Origin of the sequence: Actinoplanes solisilvae (assembly GCF_003999975.1) — a bacterium.
GTDB classification, from domain to species: domain Bacteria; phylum Actinomycetota; class Actinomycetes; order Mycobacteriales; family Micromonosporaceae; genus Actinoplanes; species Actinoplanes solisilvae.
On the sequence record NZ_RJAC01000020.1, the window covers coordinates 12,161 to 29,564 of the forward strand.

Annotated in this window: 13 protein-coding genes and 1 pseudogene; 5 read left to right on the forward strand and 9 right to left on the reverse strand. The window is 67.6% G+C overall.

Annotated elements, in window-relative coordinates; translation table 11 throughout:
• Positions 1 to 799 precede the first annotated feature (799 nt).
• The 8 genes from EER30_RS35135 to rpmH all read right to left on the reverse strand — a co-directional run bounded on the left by EER30_RS35135 (position 800) and on the right by rpmH (position 8,411).
• On the reverse strand, positions 800 to 1,846 hold the full coding sequence (locus EER30_RS35135; RefSeq protein WP_127505150.1) for a ParB/RepB/Spo0J family partition protein: 1,047 nt from the start codon (positions 1,844 to 1,846) through the stop codon (positions 800 to 802).
• On the reverse strand, positions 1,843 to 2,796 hold the full coding sequence (locus tag EER30_RS35140; RefSeq protein WP_284699735.1) for a ParA family protein: 954 nt from the start codon (positions 2,794 to 2,796) through the stop codon (positions 1,843 to 1,845). The genes EER30_RS35135 and EER30_RS35140 overlap by 4 nt, the downstream gene beginning before the upstream one ends.
• A gap of 1,791 nt (positions 2,797 to 4,587) precedes the next feature.
• Complete coding sequence (rsmG, locus tag EER30_RS49000; protein WP_240670502.1) at positions 4,588 to 5,331, reverse strand: 16S rRNA (guanine(527)-N(7))-methyltransferase RsmG; 744 nt, start codon at positions 5,329 to 5,331, stop codon at positions 4,588 to 4,590.
• A 543-nt stretch (positions 5,332 to 5,874) separates the two neighbouring features.
• On the reverse strand, positions 5,875 to 6,447 hold the full coding sequence (locus tag EER30_RS35150) for a Jag family protein (protein ID WP_127505154.1): 573 nt from the start codon (positions 6,445 to 6,447) through the stop codon (positions 5,875 to 5,877).
• 147 nt (positions 6,448 to 6,594) lie between these two features.
• A complete protein-coding gene (yidC, locus tag EER30_RS35155) occupies positions 6,595 to 7,626 on the reverse strand; it encodes a membrane protein insertase YidC (protein WP_127505156.1) in 1,032 nt (343 codons plus the stop codon).
• A gap of 1 nt (position 7,627) precedes the next feature.
• Positions 7,628 to 7,885, reverse strand: coding sequence for a membrane protein insertion efficiency factor YidD (gene yidD / locus EER30_RS35160; protein ID WP_127505158.1), 258 nt, complete (start codon positions 7,883 to 7,885; stop codon positions 7,628 to 7,630).
• Positions 7,882 to 8,238: a ribonuclease P protein component gene (gene rnpA, locus EER30_RS35165; RefSeq protein WP_127505160.1), complete on the reverse strand. Its 357-nt coding sequence runs from the start codon at positions 8,236 to 8,238 to the stop codon at positions 7,882 to 7,884. The genes yidD and rnpA overlap by 4 nt, the downstream gene beginning before the upstream one ends.
• Positions 8,239 to 8,273: 35 nt before the next feature.
• Complete coding sequence (gene rpmH, locus EER30_RS35170) at positions 8,274 to 8,411, reverse strand: 50S ribosomal protein L34 (RefSeq protein WP_014448226.1); 138 nt, start codon at positions 8,409 to 8,411, stop codon at positions 8,274 to 8,276.
• Positions 8,412 to 8,986: 575 nt separating this feature from the next.
• Here rpmH and dnaA point away from each other — a divergent pair.
• From dnaA to EER30_RS35195, 5 genes and pseudogenes are all read left to right on the forward strand, one after another.
• The gene (dnaA, locus tag EER30_RS35175) at positions 8,987 to 10,765 is read left to right on the forward strand and encodes a chromosomal replication initiator protein DnaA (protein ID WP_127505162.1); all 1,779 of its coding nucleotides are present in this window, start codon (positions 8,987 to 8,989) and stop codon (positions 10,763 to 10,765) included.
• Positions 10,766 to 12,400: 1,635 nt separating this feature from the next.
• The gene (gene dnaN, locus EER30_RS35180) at positions 12,401 to 13,534 is read left to right on the forward strand and encodes a DNA polymerase III subunit beta (RefSeq protein WP_127505164.1); all 1,134 of its coding nucleotides are present in this window, start codon (positions 12,401 to 12,403) and stop codon (positions 13,532 to 13,534) included.
• A gap of 33 nt (positions 13,535 to 13,567) precedes the next feature.
• A pseudogene (gnd, locus tag EER30_RS35185) lies at positions 13,568 to 14,449 on the forward strand (phosphogluconate dehydrogenase (NAD(+)-dependent, decarboxylating)); the annotation flags it as partial.
• 7 nt (positions 14,450 to 14,456) lie between these two features.
• Positions 14,457 to 15,587, forward strand: coding sequence for a DNA replication/repair protein RecF (gene recF, locus EER30_RS35190; RefSeq protein WP_127505168.1), 1,131 nt, complete (start codon positions 14,457 to 14,459; stop codon positions 15,585 to 15,587).
• A gap of 400 nt (positions 15,588 to 15,987) precedes the next feature.
• Positions 15,988 to 16,482: a DciA family protein gene (locus EER30_RS35195; RefSeq protein WP_240670503.1), complete on the forward strand. Its 495-nt coding sequence runs from the start codon at positions 15,988 to 15,990 to the stop codon at positions 16,480 to 16,482.
• Between the two features lie 11 nt (positions 16,483 to 16,493).
• On the opposite strand, the gene EER30_RS35200 is transcribed toward EER30_RS35195, so the two are convergent.
• Complete coding sequence (locus EER30_RS35200; RefSeq protein WP_127505170.1) at positions 16,494 to 17,060, reverse strand: hypothetical protein; 567 nt, start codon at positions 17,058 to 17,060, stop codon at positions 16,494 to 16,496.
• Between the last annotated feature and the right edge of the window lie 344 nt (positions 17,061 to 17,404).

Genomic DNA, 17,404 nt, shown 5'->3' on the forward strand with positions numbered 1-17,404 from the left:
CGATCCGGTCGACACAGCCGGGACCAACATGGATCGGGCAGACACGATTTCGGAAGGCTAGAGAGCCCTCGGTATGAGCCACTGGGATCACACCGGCACTGCGGTCCAAGAGCCAGCCGACTCAAATCGGCGCCGCGCTATCGCGGCAATATGGCCGAATCAGCAAGGTCATCATCGCCACGGCTCGGGGAGCCGGCGCCCTCGAGATCGGATCGACAGACCCAACGCGGTCGATCAGAAGTATCGCGGAACCAACGGTGCGCCCAGCAACGCCAGTCGCGGGAACTGAGTGCGAGGGTAGGACGCGGCGTCCGGAGACAGTGCATGGGCCTCGGGCTTGAACAGGCACCAAGGTCTCGCGCGACGAACGGGACACTCAGGCCGGGCTAGACAATCAACGGCATTCAAGATCGGCGGCACTGGGCACGGACACGGTGTGCCTCACGAAAGGAAGAGATGGACGGAGGGTCTGGGCGCGTGACGCAACAGCGATGCCAGGCGATTGTAGATACGTAGTGGTATGCAAACAATGCTACAGAACGGCCGATGGGACCGATGCGGCGCGGGCCGCCTTGAACCAAGGCCCAAACGGACAATTTGGCCGTCAGATTTCGTCTGGAACGCTCGACAGCCGAGGGGAGAAATCCTAGGAGAATGGCTCTGACAGAACCGGTTTTGCGCCTCAATAGCGCTGTTTTCGAGCAAGATCTACTTCGTTCGATGGGCTATCGCGAGACCGGGTCGCAAAAGCAAAATCGGGGGCCGCGAAAGAATCGCGTGCCCCCGAAACTACGTACGGCTAGTCGTCGCCGCCGGCGCCTTCCTCTTCGACCCCGATCATGCCGACTATCCGTTCGAGGTCGTCCACGGTGGCGAACTCGATCGTGATCTTGCCTTTGTTCCGACCGATGTCGACCTTCACTCGGGTGTCGAAGCGATCCGACAGCCGCTCGGCCAAGTCGTTCAGGGCCGGCGCGTGGACCTTCGGCCGGCGGGTGGGCGCGGCCTTCTTCGCGGGACCGTCCGCGATCGCCAGCGAAACGAGCTCTTCGGTGGCGCGTACCGACAAGCCTTCCGCCACGATGCGAAGAGCCAACTTCTCCTGGGCGTCGCTGTCGTCCAAACCGAGCAGGGCGCGCGCGTGACCCGCAGACAGCACCCCGGCCGCGACCCGCCGCTGCACCGGCGCCGGCAGGTTCAGAAGGCGAATCGTGTTGGAGATCTGGGGCCGGCTACGACCGATCCGCTTGGCCAGCTCCTCGTGCGTCGCACCGAACTCCTCGAGGAGCTGCTGATAGGCGGCCGCCTCTTCCAGCGGGTTCAGGTTGGCCCGGTGGATGTTCTCGAGCAGCGCGTCACGCAGCATCGCGTCGTCGCGGGTGTCGCGCACAATCGCGGGGATCGTCTCGCGGCCGACGGCCTGGGCCGCCCGCCAACGGCGTTCACCCATGACGAGTTCGTATCGACCCTCGTCGGTCTCGCGGACCACGATCGGCTGGAGGAAACCGACCTCCTGGATCGAGATCTTGAGCTCGTCGAGCGCTTCCTCGTCAAAGACGTGGCGCGGCTGCTTCGAGTTCGGCTCGATCGAGCTGACCGGCAGTTCGGCGAAGCGTGCACCAGGCACCGGTGCAAGATCCTCGATGGGAGCAGCGACGGGCACCGCTGCGGGCTCTGCCGGCGGAGGATCTGGCACCGTGGCCACAATGTGCGCGGCCGGCGCGGCTACCGGTGCCGCCGGAGCAGCGACCGAGTCTTCGCCGGAGTCGGTGGCTACGGCGGCGGGCGCCGTCGGGATCAGGGCGCCCAGGCCCCGACCCAATCCGCCCCGGGGACGGTTCTTCATGCGGTGCCTCCCGTGTTGACGCCACGCATCGCGATTTCCAGGGCGGCCTCGAAGTAGCTGGTCGCGCCTCGTGATCCCGGATCGTAGGTCATCACGGACTGCCCATAGCTCGGAGCCTCCGACACCCGCACGTTTCGTGGGATGACGGCGTTCAGCACCTTGCTCCCGAAGTGGTTCCGTACGTCCTGCTCGACCGCGTCGGCCAGGCGAGTACGCCGGTCGTACATGGTCAGCAGGATCGTCGACACGTCGAGCGTCGGGTTGAGGTGCTGGCGTACCAGGTTGATGTTGTTGATGAGCTGGTTCAGACCCTCCAGTGCGTAGTACTCGCACTGGATCGGGATGAGAACCTCCTGCGCCGCGCAGAGCGCGTTGACCGTCAGCAAGCCGAGCGAGGGCGGGCAGTCGATGAAGACATAGTCGAACTTCTCGGGGTGCGCCGCAATCGCGCGGGCCAGCCGCGACTCTCGCGCCACAACCGAGACAAGCTCGATCTCCGCGCCCGCGAGGTCGATCGTCGCCGGCACGCACCAGAGGTTCGGGATCCCCTCGACCGGCTGGGCCACCTCGGACAGCGGCACGTTGTCGATCAGGCAGTCGTAAACGTCGGGAACGCCCGCGTGGTGGGGCACGTTGAGACCCGTCGACGCGTTGCCCTGCGGGTCAAGGTCGACGACGAGTACGCGGTTGCCGTGCAACGCCAGAGCAACCGCGAGATTCACGGTCGTGGTGGTCTTACCGACGCCACCCTTCTGGTTCGCGACGCAGAGCACCCTCGGGTGGTCCGGACGCGGCATCGTGATTTCGCCGCTCGGGTTGAGGATCTGCACAGCTCGCAACGCTTCCATGGCTAGGGGCGGATCGTCTTCAACCCGACTCGGCGTTTCACGTGAAACATGTTCGTCCGATACCAGAGGAGGCTCGGATGGCGACACCGGAGACCCGGACACGGGCGACGCCGAAACGGGCGCGGCGGAGACGGGTATCGGCGAAGAGACAACGGCCGGCGGACCCGAACGGGGTGTAGGCGCAGGTCGCCGGCCGTCGGCATCCTGCGGCGCCGCCGGCGACCCATAGATCTGCCCACCCGAGTACGTGCTCCCTACGCGTGGCGCGGGCACACCCTGTTCTCCGGTGTTGTATGCGCCACTATGACCACCGACACCGATTCCTGACGCGTTGTCGCGGTCGAGAGATGACTCGGTTTCACGTGAAACACCGTACTCATGCACCGTTTTATCCCTGTTAGTGAGGAACGGGTCGGTCGGCGACACGTGCGTTCCGGCGGTAAAAGACCGGTCCACACTATCGACGCCCGGCCAGCCTACGGTGGTCGGGCGACCCTCGCCACGGTCGATCAGCTCTCGAGGCAAACGCATCGCCGACAGTCCATCCCCAGTGGACGCCTCGATCACTCCCTCGCCTGACGGTGATTCGATCCAGCCCGTCAGCACCTCACTGTCCGCGATCAAAGAATCGGACGAACCACAAGAAACGACCTCAGCCGCAGTCACCTCCTGCACCACGTCCGACACTTCGGCTGCGGCGACCCCAACATCCCTTCCCGTACGCCGAAACGCGCGCAACAACCGCAATCCCCGGGTCTTCGCGGCGACGCCCACCCGGTCGCCCTCGCCAGAACCGGGTCGAGAATCGATTCCTGCCGCACTTCCGGCAAAACCAGGCTCAGATGCAGCTGACCGAAGATGATTTGTCATCGCTGCACTGCCGGACGAGACGCTCGGCGCGACCTGATCAGTTCCGCCTCGCGCAGCACCTAAGAGACTGCTATCCGCGGCGATCGCTTCAGCGCTCTGGAACCTCAGATCTGTTGCTATTTGTTGGGCACTCCCGGCGTCGCGGCCAAGGGGATCCGTTTGGTCCAGCCGGCCAGTGGACGGCGTACCGGAAGAATCTTGAGCCGAGCGCCCGGCCTTCGATCGTCGCGAGTCTCGTGCCTCTGACGGATCGGCAACCTGCGTCATGCCCGCGCTTACATCAGCGGGAGCCGCGTTGTGCGCATCCTCAGGAGTCGAATTGCGCGCCCTCACCCCCCACGCGGCACGAAGACCCTTTCCGGAAGCTTTGCCGACCCCACTGGCCCCGTTGGTCTCAGCCGTCACATTGGCCGCCTCAACGGGTCCGGTGAAGTCGGACGACGCGTTATCGGGCTGGGCAGAGTTGGGAGCTGGCGTTGGAGTTCTGCCCGCGTCTGAGCGGCCGGAACGGCGGGATTTGCGCGATCGGTTGTTCGCGCCGGAGGCATCGCTCGACGGTGAGGAGACCGGTCTACTCGGGCTACCCAGCGGTGATGCGAGGAACTTCCCATCGCCTCTTGCGCGAGTCGGGGCCGCGGGGGCGGAGGACGATGCCGCGTGGGCGGATCCGTTGTCGTCCGCACGGGTCGATGCCAGCGGTGAGGAGACCGGTCTGGTCGCGCTGCTCGGCGGTGATGCGAGGAACTTCCCATCGCCCTCCGCCCGCGTCACGGCCGCAGCCGGGGAGGACCTTGGCAACGAGGCAGGGGTGGGCCCGCTGTTATCCGCCCGCGTCGATGCTGCGAGCCGCGCGGAGGAGAACCCCGACCGTGATTCGACGGCGGACTCGTTGACATCCGCACGGGTCGAGGCTGCGGAGGGTGGAGAGGAGCGAGGCGGCGTTCCTCCGGCCGCCTCGCTTTGGAGGCCCTGGTCGGGACGCCGTGCTTTCGCGTTTCGTTTTCGCGCGCCCCGCTTGGACATCTATCCCCTCCGCGATCTCCTCTGCCCGGACCCACGACCGCCGGTTCGTCCGCCCGCGTCGCGTGCCGGGCCGTCCGCCCGGGTGGACGGCTTCGGCCTCGACTGCACGACTACCTCGATCACCGTCGTGGGCGGGTCGATCAAGCCCTCCCCACACAGCCGGAGAACCGGATCGGATCCGCCCAGGGCGGCTACCGCATCCCGATGCTCCGCCGCTTCGTCGGCGGCCGTGGCGCCCTTGAGCGCCAGGAGCCTCCCGCCGACCTTGGCCAGCGGCAGACACCAGCCGGCCAACCGGTCGAGCGGGGCGACCGCCCGCGCGGTGACGATGTCGGCACCGGCGGGGGGCCCGTCGACGACATCTTCAGCGCGGCCCCGGACGACCGTGACGGTCTGTTCGAGGCCGAGGGTGGCCACCGCCTCCGACAGGAACGCGGTGCGTCGTGCTAGCGGCTCGACCAGAGTGATGCGTAAATCCGGCCTTGCCACTGCCAGCACGATACCGGGCAAACCAGCACCAGAACCCACATCGACCACTGAAGCCCCGATAGGGATGATCTGGGACACGACGGCACAATTCACCAAGTGACGCTCCCAAATGCGGGGGGCCTCTCTCGGGCCGATAAGTCCGCGAACCACGCCGTCCGTGACGAGCAGCCGGGCATACTCGACGGCTAACCCCAGTCGATCTCCGAAGACTTCGGCCGCCACCGCCGCGATCTCGGCCGGCGGCTCAGCACCGATGTCCGAACCGCGGAGAACGGCCGGCTCCCCTGTCGTTCGGGCATTGCCGGAGTCGGAAAGTGCAGACCCTGACGGACCCGACGAAGTCGAACCAGGAGACGAAACTGCGGGCTCAGGGACCGCGGACGAAACCGCGGGCTCAGAGGCTGAAGACGAAGGCACGCGGTCAGAGGCCGCGGACGAAGCCACGCGCTCAGAGGCCGCGGACGAAGACGACTCCGTACGTTCAGAGTTCGAAGACGTGCGCCCGGAAGTCGAAGTCTCGGGCGAGGGCGCACGGCCAACCAACGAGCTCGAGACAGACGACGCAGAGACCGACAAGCCAGAGGCAGGTGAGTCAGAGGCAGGTGAGTCAGAGGCAGGCGAGCTAGAGGCAGGCGAGTTGGAGGCCGAAGGGCTGGAGGCGCGTGCTGTTCGGCCGGGGAAGGACAGCGGACGGCGTACGCCTCTGGATTGGGTCTTTCGGGGCTGGAAAGGCGGCGGCCCGGGCGATTCCTCACCCGGGCCGCCGTCTCCCGCGCCGAAGCGTGGGTCGGTCATCTCTCAGTCCGCCGCACGCACCACGATGCGCCGGTTGGGCTCGACGCCCTCCGACTCGCTCTGCACACCCGGGATGGCGTTGACCACGTCGTGCACGCACTTGCGCTCGAAGGCCGACATCGGCTCGAGGCGTACCGAGTCGCCGTGCTCCTTGACCTTCTCGACCGCGTTGCGCGCAACCGCGGCCAGTTCCTTGCGACGCGACGCCCGGTAGCCGCCGATGTCGAGCAGCAGGCGCGACGGCGAGCCGGTCGCCCGGAAGATCGCCAGGCGAGTCAGCTCCTGCAGCGCCTCCAGCGTGGCACCGCGCTGACCGACGAGCGGCTGCAGCCGGCCGCCGACGACCTCGACCATCGGCCGGCCCGCGGAGACGAGCTCGTCGATGTCGCCGTCGTAGTCGAGAATGTCGAGCAGGCCCTCGATGTAGTCGGCGGCGATCTCGCTCTGGCGGAACAGGTCGCCGTCGGAAGCGACGCTCTCGGACGTCTTGGTCTCCTCGGTCGCGGTTGTTGACGAGGCCGAGGCCACCTCAGGCTCGGCGGAGACTGACGATTCGGGCGTGCTGGTGTCGGTCACGGTCTCATCTCCGTACTCAATCGGGCCGGACCTGCTCGGTCCGCTGTTCCCGCGGCGCTGCGGCTGTGCTCGGGGCCACGGGGAGGTATCGGCAAGGGGAGCGCTCGGGCGCCCGCGAACGTGTCCGCATGGGCGCCCGAGCCGCGATCATCCCTTGGGTTTGCTCGCCGGCCGGGCGCCCTTCTTGGGATTCACCGGTTTGGCGCCCGGCTTGGGAGCGGCGGCCTTGGTCTCGACGACCGGGGCCGGCTCCGGCTGGGACTTCTTGCCGAACAGGCCACCGCTGCGGCCGGGCTGGACCGGGCTCTTCGGGGCCGCGGTGCCGGCCGGCTTCTTGATCGGCGGGCCGGACGGGCGGGCCGGGGTCGTGCCACCCTTGTTCGCCATCGGCGGCGGCGGGAACTTGCGGAGCACCCACTGCTGCTGGGCCAGGGTGAACAGGTTGTTCGTGACCCAGTAGATGATCACACCGATGGGGAACAGCGCGCCGGAGATGAGCAGCGAGGCCGGGATGCCGTACAGCATCAGGCGCTGGATCATCTTCTGCTGCGGGTCTTCGGCCCAGCCGGTCTTGAGGATCATCTGACGGCTGGTCAGGTAGGTCGTGGTCATCATCATCAGCACGAGGACACCCGCGATGATCTTGACTGTGGTGCCGTTGGCCTGCAGCGCCGAGAGTTCCTGCGAGGTCGACTGGAACTTGCCGGCGAGCGGCGCGGTGAACAGCGAGGCGTGGGTAGCACTCTCGAACTGCTCAACGGTCCACCCGTACAGGGTCTTGCCCTGGTTGTCGGGGTTCAGCCGCCGAAGGACGTGGAACAGGCCGAGGAAGACCGGAATCTGCAAGAACATCGGAAGGCAGCCCATGAGGGGGTTCGCCTTCTCGGTCTTGTAGAGCTCCATCATTTCTTTCTGGAGCGTCTCGCGGTCTTTCCCGTGCTTGGCCTGCAGCTCCTTTACCTTGGGCTGCAGTGCCTGCATCGCCCGCTGGCTCTTGATCTGCTTGACGAAGACCGGGAAGAGGACGACCCGGACCGTCACCACGAGGAAGACGATCGCCAGGACCCAGGACCAGTTGGTGCCGAGGAACCGGCCGTCGGTGATTCCGACGAAGTCCCAGAGGGCATGCCAGCGCAGAAGGATCCACGAAATGGCGTAGTAGATCCAGTCGAGACTCAATTCAGGCTCCAGTCACATCGGCAGGACGGTGACGGATCGGGTCAGGTACCGGGTCGTACCCGCCAGGGTGGAAGGGGTGGCAGCGAAGGAGCCGCCAGACCGCGAGACCCGTCCCCTTCACAGCGCCGTGCCGCGCCAGCGCCTCTTGGGCGTACGCGCTGCACGAGGGATAGAACCGACAGCGGGCCGGCAGCACCGGACTCACATAACGACGGTACGCGACCACCAGGGCTGTCAGCACACGGGCAAGAAGGCTCATCGGGGCCGCCGGGGCTTTTGTGCCGACGCGACAGCGGCGGCGAGGTCAGTGCCGAGAGTGGCGTACGACGCGCCGGCTGATGCCGGCAGGGCACGCACGACAAGCATGGCACCGTCGGGAAGCTCGCCGAGGAGGGGACGCACCAGGTGCCGCAGACGACGGCGCACCCGGTTACGGACGACCGCGTTGCCGACGGCTTTGGATACGACGAAGCCGGCGCGCGCCGTGGAGGCTTGCACCGGCTCCTCGAGAAGCAGATGTACGACAACCGTGCCCCGGCCGACGCGTCGGCCGCCGCGAATCGCTGCGGCGAAGTCGGCGCTACGCCGCAGTCGCTGCGCCGCGGCCAGCACGACTACCTGGGCATTCCGGCCCGACAGCCGTCGGCTCAGGCCGACAGCTTGTCGCGGCCCTTGGTGCGGCGAGCCGACAGGATGGCACGGCCGGCACGGGTGCGCATGCGCAGCCGGAAGCCGTGGGTCTTGGCACGCCGGCGGTTGTTCGGCTGGTAGGTGCGCTTGCTCACGTCATTACTCCGTCAACATCCAGGGGGCATCAAAGCTGCAAGACGCCACTTTATCAGAGCGCGGCGGAGCAACCGCTCGACCCTACGCAGGGGGACCACGCCGGTCAACCATATCCTGGCCCGGCACGCCGATTTCGTGATCACCACCTCGGTGGTCCGTCTTTCTACACAGGTAGTGAATCTTTTCCCGCGCTCGGGCGCTTGCCAGGCATCGGTGGAGTTGAAGCTTCGGCGAGATCGCTGTTAGCGTGCCCGTTTGCTGGTCATCAGCGCTGCCCGCATACCACGACGAGTCGGCCAGAACCAGACAAGCAGGTTAATCGTTCGCCACGATGGGCCTGCAACCGCGCCGATCAGGCTCCGGGAAGTCTGCCGACCATCCGGCCGGGGAGCGTTTGCCGGGCATGCACAGGTTGTGGATAACCTGTGGATAGCCGGTGGCGCCGAACGTCTTCAGCACGTTGAATGTGGTGCTGGGTTGGGGAGACCGTCGACGCCGACAGGGCGGCGACGGGAAAGTCGGTAAGCCGGACATATAGCTACCGGGGGTCGGTGGCGATGGGGGTGGCGCGGCGGTGGCCGATGGTGTCGACCTGAGCGGTGTGTGGAAAGCGACGCTGGACGAACTGGCCGACGAGATCTCGTCGCGTCAGCAGCGCGCCTACCTCCAGCTCACGCAGCTACGCGCCATTGTCGAGGACACCGCGCTGCTCGCCGTGCCCGACGCCTTCACCCGCGATGTCATCGAGTCGCGCCTGCGCCCGGCGATCACCGAGACGCTGAGCCGCCGGCTGAACCGTCCGATCCAGGTCGCGGTGACGGTCAAGCCCCCCGAGGACGGCTCCGGCCTGCCCGGCACGGTGTACGGCACCCCGGTCGAGGCGTCGGCCGCCGAGGCTGACGAGTCCCAGCCGCGGCATTACGCCGAACCGCCGCGGCAGCCCGACCAGCCGCCTTACGATCCTTATCCGACCGGTTCCGCGCAGCGTTCCGCGCCCGGCCTGGCGTACGGCGTGCCCACCGCTCGCGGCGGTCAGGAGGCGCTCTTCGGCGACCCGCTGCCCTCGCCGCCGGCCCCGCCCGGCCGTGGCGGCCCGCCCGTGGGGCACATCACCGAAAAGACGGAATCCAACGACGGCTCCGCGCACCGCATGGCGTCCGATCCGTCGCAGTTGCGAGACAACCAGCGCCGTACGGACGAGCACCCGACGATGCACAGCGATCCGCGCGACGACACGCTCCAGATGCGCGGTGGCGACAACGGTCCCGGCCGCGACCACCGCGATCTTCGCCCGAGCAGCAATCCGCGCGGCACCAACGACGGCAATCGCCTCAACCCGAAATACATGTTCGAGACGTTCGTCATCGGCTCGTCCAACCGTTTCGCCCACGCGGCCGCCGTGGCCGTCGCCGAATCGCCCGCGAAGGCGTACAACCCGCTCTTCATCTACGGCAGTTCCGGACTGGGCAAGACGCACCTGCTGCACGCGATCGGTCACTACGCGACCACCCTCGGCCACGCGAGAAGCGTCCGCTACGTCTCCACCGAGGAATTCACCAACGACTTCATCAACAGCCTGCGCGACGACAAGACCCAGGCGTTCCAGAGGCGCTATCGCGACGTCGACATCCTGCTGATCGACGACATCCAGTTCCTGGAGAATCGCGAGCGCACCCAGGAGGAGTTCTTCCACACCTTCAACACGCTGCACAACGCGAACAAGCAGATCGTCATCAGCTCGGACCGTTCGCCGCGCCAGCTCGCCACGCTGGAAGACCGCATGCGTACGCGTTTCGAGTGGGGCCTGCTCGCCGACATCCAGCCGCCCGATCTGGAAACTCGTATCGCGATCCTGCAGAAGAAGGCCGCGCAGGAGCGCATGTACGCGCCCGACGACGTTCTCGAGTTCATCGCGTCCCGCGTCTCCAACTCGATCCGCGAGCTCGAGGGCGCCCTCATCCGGGTTACGGCTTTCGCGAGCCTCACCCGCTCGTCGGTGCAGCTCTCGCTGGCCGAAGAGGTCTTACGCGACTTCATGCCCGACGGCGCCGGCCCCGAGATCACCGCCGACCAGATCATGGTGTCGACCGCCGACTACTTCGGCGTCTCGCTCGAGGACCTGCGCGGTCACTCGCGCTCCCGCGTGCTCGTCAACGCCCGCCAGGTCGCCATGTATCTGTGCCGCGAACTGACCGACCTCTCCCTCCCGCGCATCGGACAGGCCTTCGGCGGCCGCGACCACACCACGGTCATGCACGCCGACCGCAAGATCCGGCAGCACATGGCCGAGCGTCGCTCCCTCTACAACCAGATCGCCGAACTGACCAACCGCATCAAGCAGAACAACCTCTGAGCAACGCGGCCCGCTCTCCAGTCCTTTAAACCAGAGAGCACAACCCGTTTCCAGTACGCGGGCGCGCAGTTCTCAACCGCACTGGCGCCACGCCCGCAGCTTCATCTCGGACCGTAGGGCTCAAGGCCGAATTTTCGTTCCGGGCGTTCCCGCGTCCCCAGCCGCAGTCCGCCGGCGCCCCACCCACAGCCCACGCAGCACGCCGTCTCTCCCTGCGGCCGTCACCCACGCGGCTTGACCTCGGCCCGAGCACGCTGAAAAAGCGCTGGCCAGCAAGGTCCCGTCCGTCGATCTCGGGCCCGCCCCGCCGACTCAGGCCCGCCCCGCCGACTCTGGGCTCACGCCATCGACCTCGGACACGCCATCGACCTCGGACACGCCGTCGACCTCGTTACTCACGCCGTCGACCTTGGGCTCACGCCGCCCTCCTTGGGGCTCACGCCGCCGACCTTGGGTTCCCGGTCTCGGCCTTGCATTCCTGGCGCCGTCCACACCGCATTTTCCCAGCTCTCTGCGCTGTCAGACCGCGTTGTCCACAGGCCGGCTAAGCGCCCAGAGCAGAGTGCTCATCGGCGCCCGTTGAAGTGCAGCTAACCCCTCGCCGCTCGGCGGAGTGCACGCTCGAGACGGACGGCTCCGGAGGGGCAATCACAACAAGATCCGGTCGGTTGACTCGCGTAGCTAGCGCGTTGTCCACACCCCTCCGCATCGCTGGCTAGGGGTAAATTTCCGCATTCCTCAGCATTTATCCACAGGCTGTGCACAACGGCTGGGCACTCAGCAGGGGTGTTGTCCACAGGTGCGACGGTCGCGAGGGCACTCGGGTGCCGGGTGAATACCCACACGGGTATTCACCCACACGTGCGTTTTGTCAACGGTGGGACGGGACGGTTTCGTGCCAACGTTATCCACACTTATACACAGGCATTCACAGGAAGTTATCCCCAGCGGTGGACAACCGGCCGGGGCTCTACCCACAGATGTGGACAGGCCCTGGGGAAATCGATGTGGACAAACACGGAGCGTCACAAAGTTATCCATGGACTGTGGACGCTTGTGGATTTCCTGTTGAAGACTCTGGGGACGACGTGCCGGTTGCGTCCCGACGCCATCCACAGGGCAGGGGACAAACCCAGTGGATAACCGGTGGATAGCCGGTGGACGACGGTGGAAAACCCGCGTCCGGCTCGAGGACTGTGGACGCAGACCCGGGTTTATACCCTGGTTTCCCACATGTGAATCACCGGTGGATAACCTTCTGACCTGCGAAAACGTGAGTTCTCCACAGTATGCACAGCCCCGATGAAGACGACTAGTTATCTCTCTAGGAGAACAAAAAGCAATCACAGGCGTTGTGGATGTTGTGGATCGGCTCGATGAGGGCTCGCCGCCCCTCCCGCCTCCAAGAGCGCACCGAGGCCAAGAGGTCGATCCGAGAGACTCACCGGGGCCGGTGCCGGAGACCGAGGACCGAGACGGCAGGAGCCAGAATCAAGTGGCACGTCACGGGACAGCCGGGGTGGGTCGTCAGCGGTCACGATGGTGGACGACACTGATTAGGTCACGATCGGCTCGGCGAATAAGGTTCGTGGGGTCGACGAAGCCCCCGACAGAGGAAGCGACGCGGAGGACAGCATGAAGTTCCGGGTGGAGCGAGACGCACTCGCCGACGCCGTGGCGTGGACGGCGAAGAGCCTGCCCAGCCGGCCGTCGGTGCCGGTCCTCGCCGGCGTCATGCTGCGCGTCACCGACGGCCGCCTGCAGGTCTCAGGCTTCGACTACGAGGTCTCCAGCCAGGTCACCGTCGAGGTGCAGGCCGACGCCGACGGTGCCGCCCTGGTCTCCGGCCGCCTGCTCGCCGAGATCACCAAGGCCCTGCCGGCCAAGCCGGTCGACATCGCCGCCGTCGGTGCCCACCTCGAGCTGGTCTGCGGCAGCGCCCGGTTCACGCTGCCCACGATGCCGGTCGAGGACTATCCGAGCCTCCCTGAGATGCCCGCCAGCGCCGGCACGATCGACGCGGCCGCCTTCGCCTCGGCCGTCTCCCAGGTAGCCATCGCCGCCGGTCGCGACGAGACGCTGCCGATGATGACCGGTGTGCGCATCGAGCTGAACGGCTCGACGATCGCGATGCTCGCCACCGACCGCTACCGCCTCGCGATGCGCGAGCTCGAGTGGAACCCCGACGACCCCGAGATCAGCATCAACGCGCTGGTCCCGGCCAAGACGCTGAACGACACCGCCAAGACGCTCGGCCCGCTCGGCGGTTCGGTCGTCCTCGCGCTCGCGCAGGGCAACGCCGGCGAGGGCATGATCGGTTTCGCCGGTGGCACCCGCCGCACCACAAGCCGCCTGCTCGACGGGGCCAACTACCCGCCGGTCCGCTCGCTCTTCCCGGCCACCAGCAACGCGCAGGCCCAGGTCAGCGTGGCCGGCCTGGTCGAGGTGGTCCGTCGTGTGGCGCTGGTCGCCGAGCGCACCACCCCGGTGCTGCTGAGCTTCAGCGAGGACGGTCTGGTCGTCGAGGCCGGTGGGACCGATGAGGCGCGGGCCAGCGAGGCGATGGAGGCCACCTTCACCGGCGAGCCCCTGACGATCGGCTTCAACCCGCAATATCTGATCGACGGCATGCAGAACCTCGGCTCCTCGACCGCGATCTTGTCGTTCGTCGACGCCTTCAAGCCGGCTGTGATCTCCCCCGCAGGCGAAAACGGCGAAATCGTGCCTGGTTACCGCTATCTGATCATGCCGATCCGGGTAACCCGCTGATACTGGGCATGTAAGAAACGCTCATCTAGGGGGAACACCATGCAGCTCGGCCTTATCGGTCTCGGCCGAATGGGTGGCAACATGCGCGAGCGGTTGCGCTCGGCGGGGCACGAGGTGGTCGGTTTCGACCACCACCCGGAGAACAGCGACGTGGCCAACCTGGCCGAACTGGTCGAGAAGCTCGCTGCTCCGCGAGTCATCTGGACCATGGTGCCCGCGGGTCAGATCACCGAGGACACCATCAACGAGCTCTCCGGGCTGCTGTCCGAGGGCGACATCATCATCGACGGCGGGAACTCGAAGTTCACCGACGACGCTCCGCGGGCCGAGCGCCTGAAGCCCAAGGGCATCAAGTACATCGACTGCGGCGTCTCCGGTGGGGTCTGGGGCCGTCAGCTCGGCTACGCGCTCATGGTCGGCGGCGACGAGGCCGACGTCGAGCACTGCCGGCCGATCTTCGAGGCGCTCAAGCCGGAGGGCGAGTTCGGTTTCGCCCACGCGGGCACGCACGGCGCCGGCCACTACGCCAAGATGATCCACAACGGCATCGAGTACGGGATGATGCAGGCGTACGGCGAGGGTTACGAGATCCTCATGGCGTCCGAGCTGGTCACCAACGTGCCGGCGGTCATCAAGAGCTGGCGCGAGGGCAGCGTCGTCAAGTCGTGGCTGCTCGACCTGCTCGACCGGGCGCTAGACGCCGACCCGGAGCTGGCCCAGATCAGGGGTTACGTCGAGGACACCGGTGAGGGCCGCTGGACGGTCGACGAGGCAGTCCGGCTCGCCGTCCCCGCCCACGTCCTGGCCGCGTCGATCTTCACGCGTTTCGAATCGCGTCAGGACGACTCGCCCGCCATGAAGGCCGTGGCCGCGCTGCGCCAGCAGTTCGGCGGTCACGCCGTCAAGTCTGTCTGAGCAGGCTGTGTACGTACGCCGGGTCGAGCTGACCGACTTCCGTTCCTACGAGCGGGTGGCGGTCGATCTCGAACCCGGCGTGTCCGTGCTGGTCGGCCAGAACGGCATGGGCAAGACGAACCTGATCGAAGCATTGGGTTATGTGGCCACTCTGGACAGTCACCGGGTGGCCACGGACGCCCCGCTGGTACGGGCCGGGGCGTCCTCGGCCGTGATCCGTTGCGCGATCGTCCATGAGGGACGCGAGCTGCTGGTCGAGCTTGAGATCGTGCCCGGCAAGGCCAACCGTGCCCGGCTCAACCGCTCGCCGGTACGCCGCCCGCGTGAGGTGCTGGGCGCGCTGCGTATGGTGCTGTTCGCCCCGGAAGACCTCGAGCTGGTGCGAGGCGACCCGTCCGAGCGCCGCCGCTACCTCGACGACCTGCTCGTCGCCCGCCAGCCTCGGTACGCCGGGGTGCGCTCCGACTATGACCGGGTGGTCAAGCAGCGCAACGCCCTGCTGCGAACGGCCTATCTGACCCGCAAGGTCGGCGGCAGCCGCGGCCAGGACCTGTCGACGCTTGCCGTCTGGGACCAGCATCTGGCCCACCACGGCGCCGAGCTGCTGGCCGGCCGCCTCGAGTTGGTCGCCTCCCTCGAGCCACACCTGACCAAGGCGTACGACGCCGTGGCCGCGGGACGCACCGCGGCGTCGATCGCCTACGCCGCCAAACTCGGCGAGGGCCTCACACCGGACCGCCCGGCCCTCGAGCAGGCGCTGCTGGCCTCGCTGCAGGAACGGCGCACGGCCGAGATCGAACGGGGCGTGACCCTGGTCGGCCCGCATCGTGACGACCTGACGCTGGCCCTCGGCGACCTGCCGGCGAAGGGCTACGCGAGCCACGGTGAGTCGTGGTCGTTCGCCCTGGCGCTGCGGCTGGCCGCCTACGACCTGCTGCGCTCGGACGGGATCGAGCCGGTGCTGGTGCTCGACGACGTCTTCGCCGAGCTCGACGGGGGCCGGCGCGAGCGTCTCGCCGCCCTGGTTTCGGACGCCGCGCAGCTTCTGGTCACCTGCGCCGTGCCCGAGGACGTGCCGGCCGCGCTGCGCGGAGCCCGTTTCGACGTCACGACCGGGACGGTGACCCGTGCCGGCTGACCAGGACGCCCCGCGCGACGAGGACAACCGCGAACGCCACGACGACCTGGTGCGCGAGCGGCATCAGGGCCTGGCTCGCGAACGCAGCGCCGACCTCTCCCGCGGCCTGCGCGACGACCTCGTGCGTGAGCACCGCCCGCCCCGGGCCGACGGCGACCGCCCCGACCCGCCGTCCACAGCGGAGCGCTTCTATCCACAGGCTGATCCCCAGGCGCTGGTCCGCAGCGAGCTCGGCGACGCTGACGACGGCTGGTATGCGACCGAGCCCCCGCCGCCCGGCGGCAGCCGGCGGCGCGACGAGAGCCCCGCAGCGGCCCCGGAGAGGCCCGGGGAGGGTTCCGCCCCGGGCGACGGGGGCTCGACGGCGCAGGAAGGCGCTGAGGGCGTTTCCGGTCCCGACCTGGCTCGCGCGGTTCTGGACGCCGCTCTGGCCAAACGCCGCGACGCCGCCGCGCGCAACCCGCGACGCCGTACAGGCTCCGGCGAAGGCCAGGGCACGGGCCGGCGTCCCCGCGGCTATTCGGGCCCCGGCCCCGACCCGCGCGACCCTCAGCTCTTCGGCGACATGCTCCAACGCCTGATGAAGGCGCGCGGCTGGGAACGCCCCAAGGCCGAGGCCACCGTCTTCGGCGCCTGGGAGAAGGTCGTCGGTCCCGACATCGCCAAACACAGCCGTCCGGTCAAACTGGACGCCGGCGTGCTCACGGTCGAGGCCGAGTCGACGGCCTGGGCCACCCAGCTACGCCTACTGGCGGCCACACTCCTTCGCAACATCGCTAAAGAGATCGGCCACAACGTCGTGACCAGGCTCAACATCCACGGCCCGGCTGCTCCTTCGTGGAACAAGGGACCCCGACGCGTCCAGGGCCGAGGGCCCCGGGACACGTACGGCTGAGCTCTGGGCCGTCAGTAGTCGGCGAAGACGGCGAACCCGCGCTCGGCGCAGCGGCGATAGAACCCGGCCAGGACGGCGAGCTCGGAGCGGGCGAAGCTCCAGTGCGGAGCGTTGCCGGCCTCGTCTCGCAGGGCGGTCAGGCGCTGGTCGAGCCACCGAAGTTGCTGCTCGGCGAGCCGTCCGGCGGCGATCGCGTTGCGCATCACGTCGGCCACCGTGTCGAAGGTGACCAGGTCGCCGTACTTCTCGTGACCCTCGACGAAGCGCTCCAGACCGCCGGCGATCCACGCACAGCCGTCCGGATCGATCACCGGGTCCTCGTCCTCGGCCGCGGCGTCGGTGGCGTAGAGAACGCCGCCGAGTCCCAGCAGAAGATCGACGAGCTCCGTGTACGCCGTGGCGCGAACCGTGCCGGTCTTGGCGATATGCAGTGCCAAGGCCCCGGTCGGAGCCGCGATCTCGGGCGCGTCAGCGATCGCGCCGAAGTCGACGAACTCGGCGGGAGCCACCGGATCGTAGTACTGGTTCGTCCGCGGCCAATGGACCGCGACGTTCTCCAGCCCCTTGTCGTGCGCCATGTGGGGGCCACCCCTCCTCGACCTCCGTCGCGGCCGTCCGGCCAACACCGGCCCGCGCGGGCAGAGGTTACGACACGAACCCCTGTCGCCGGGAGGCAGTGTCGCAGTGCGTGGCCGGGAGGCGTGGCAGGCGCGCCCTGACGATCAACCGCCGGATCACTTGTCGTTGCGCGGGGCCCCCGCTCCGTGTAGGGGGAGACTTGGGAGCGGCCTCAAATCCGGCTACGGCAATCTGAGGCACCCGGACGGGGTGCCGGACCCCCGGCAACTCGTTTCGGCGGAGTAGAATCGACGGAGACCGGGAAAACCTGTGAGTAACGATCGCGGTTCGGCTGTCGTTCGGC

Coding starts and splice junctions, on each gene's coding strand:
- dnaN (WP_127505164.1), top strand. CDS start 12,401: ATGAAGTTCCGGGTGGAGCGAGACGCACTCGCCGACGCCGTGGCGTGG.
- yidD (WP_127505158.1), bottom strand. CDS start 7,885: ATGAGCCTTCTTGCCCGTGTGCTGACAGCCCTGGTGGTCGCGTACCGT.
- EER30_RS35135 (WP_127505150.1), bottom strand. CDS start 1,846: ATGAAGAACCGTCCCCGGGGCGGATTGGGTCGGGGCCTGGGCGCCCTG.
- EER30_RS35200 (WP_127505170.1), bottom strand. CDS start 17,060: ATGGCGCACGACAAGGGGCTGGAGAACGTCGCGGTCCATTGGCCGCGG.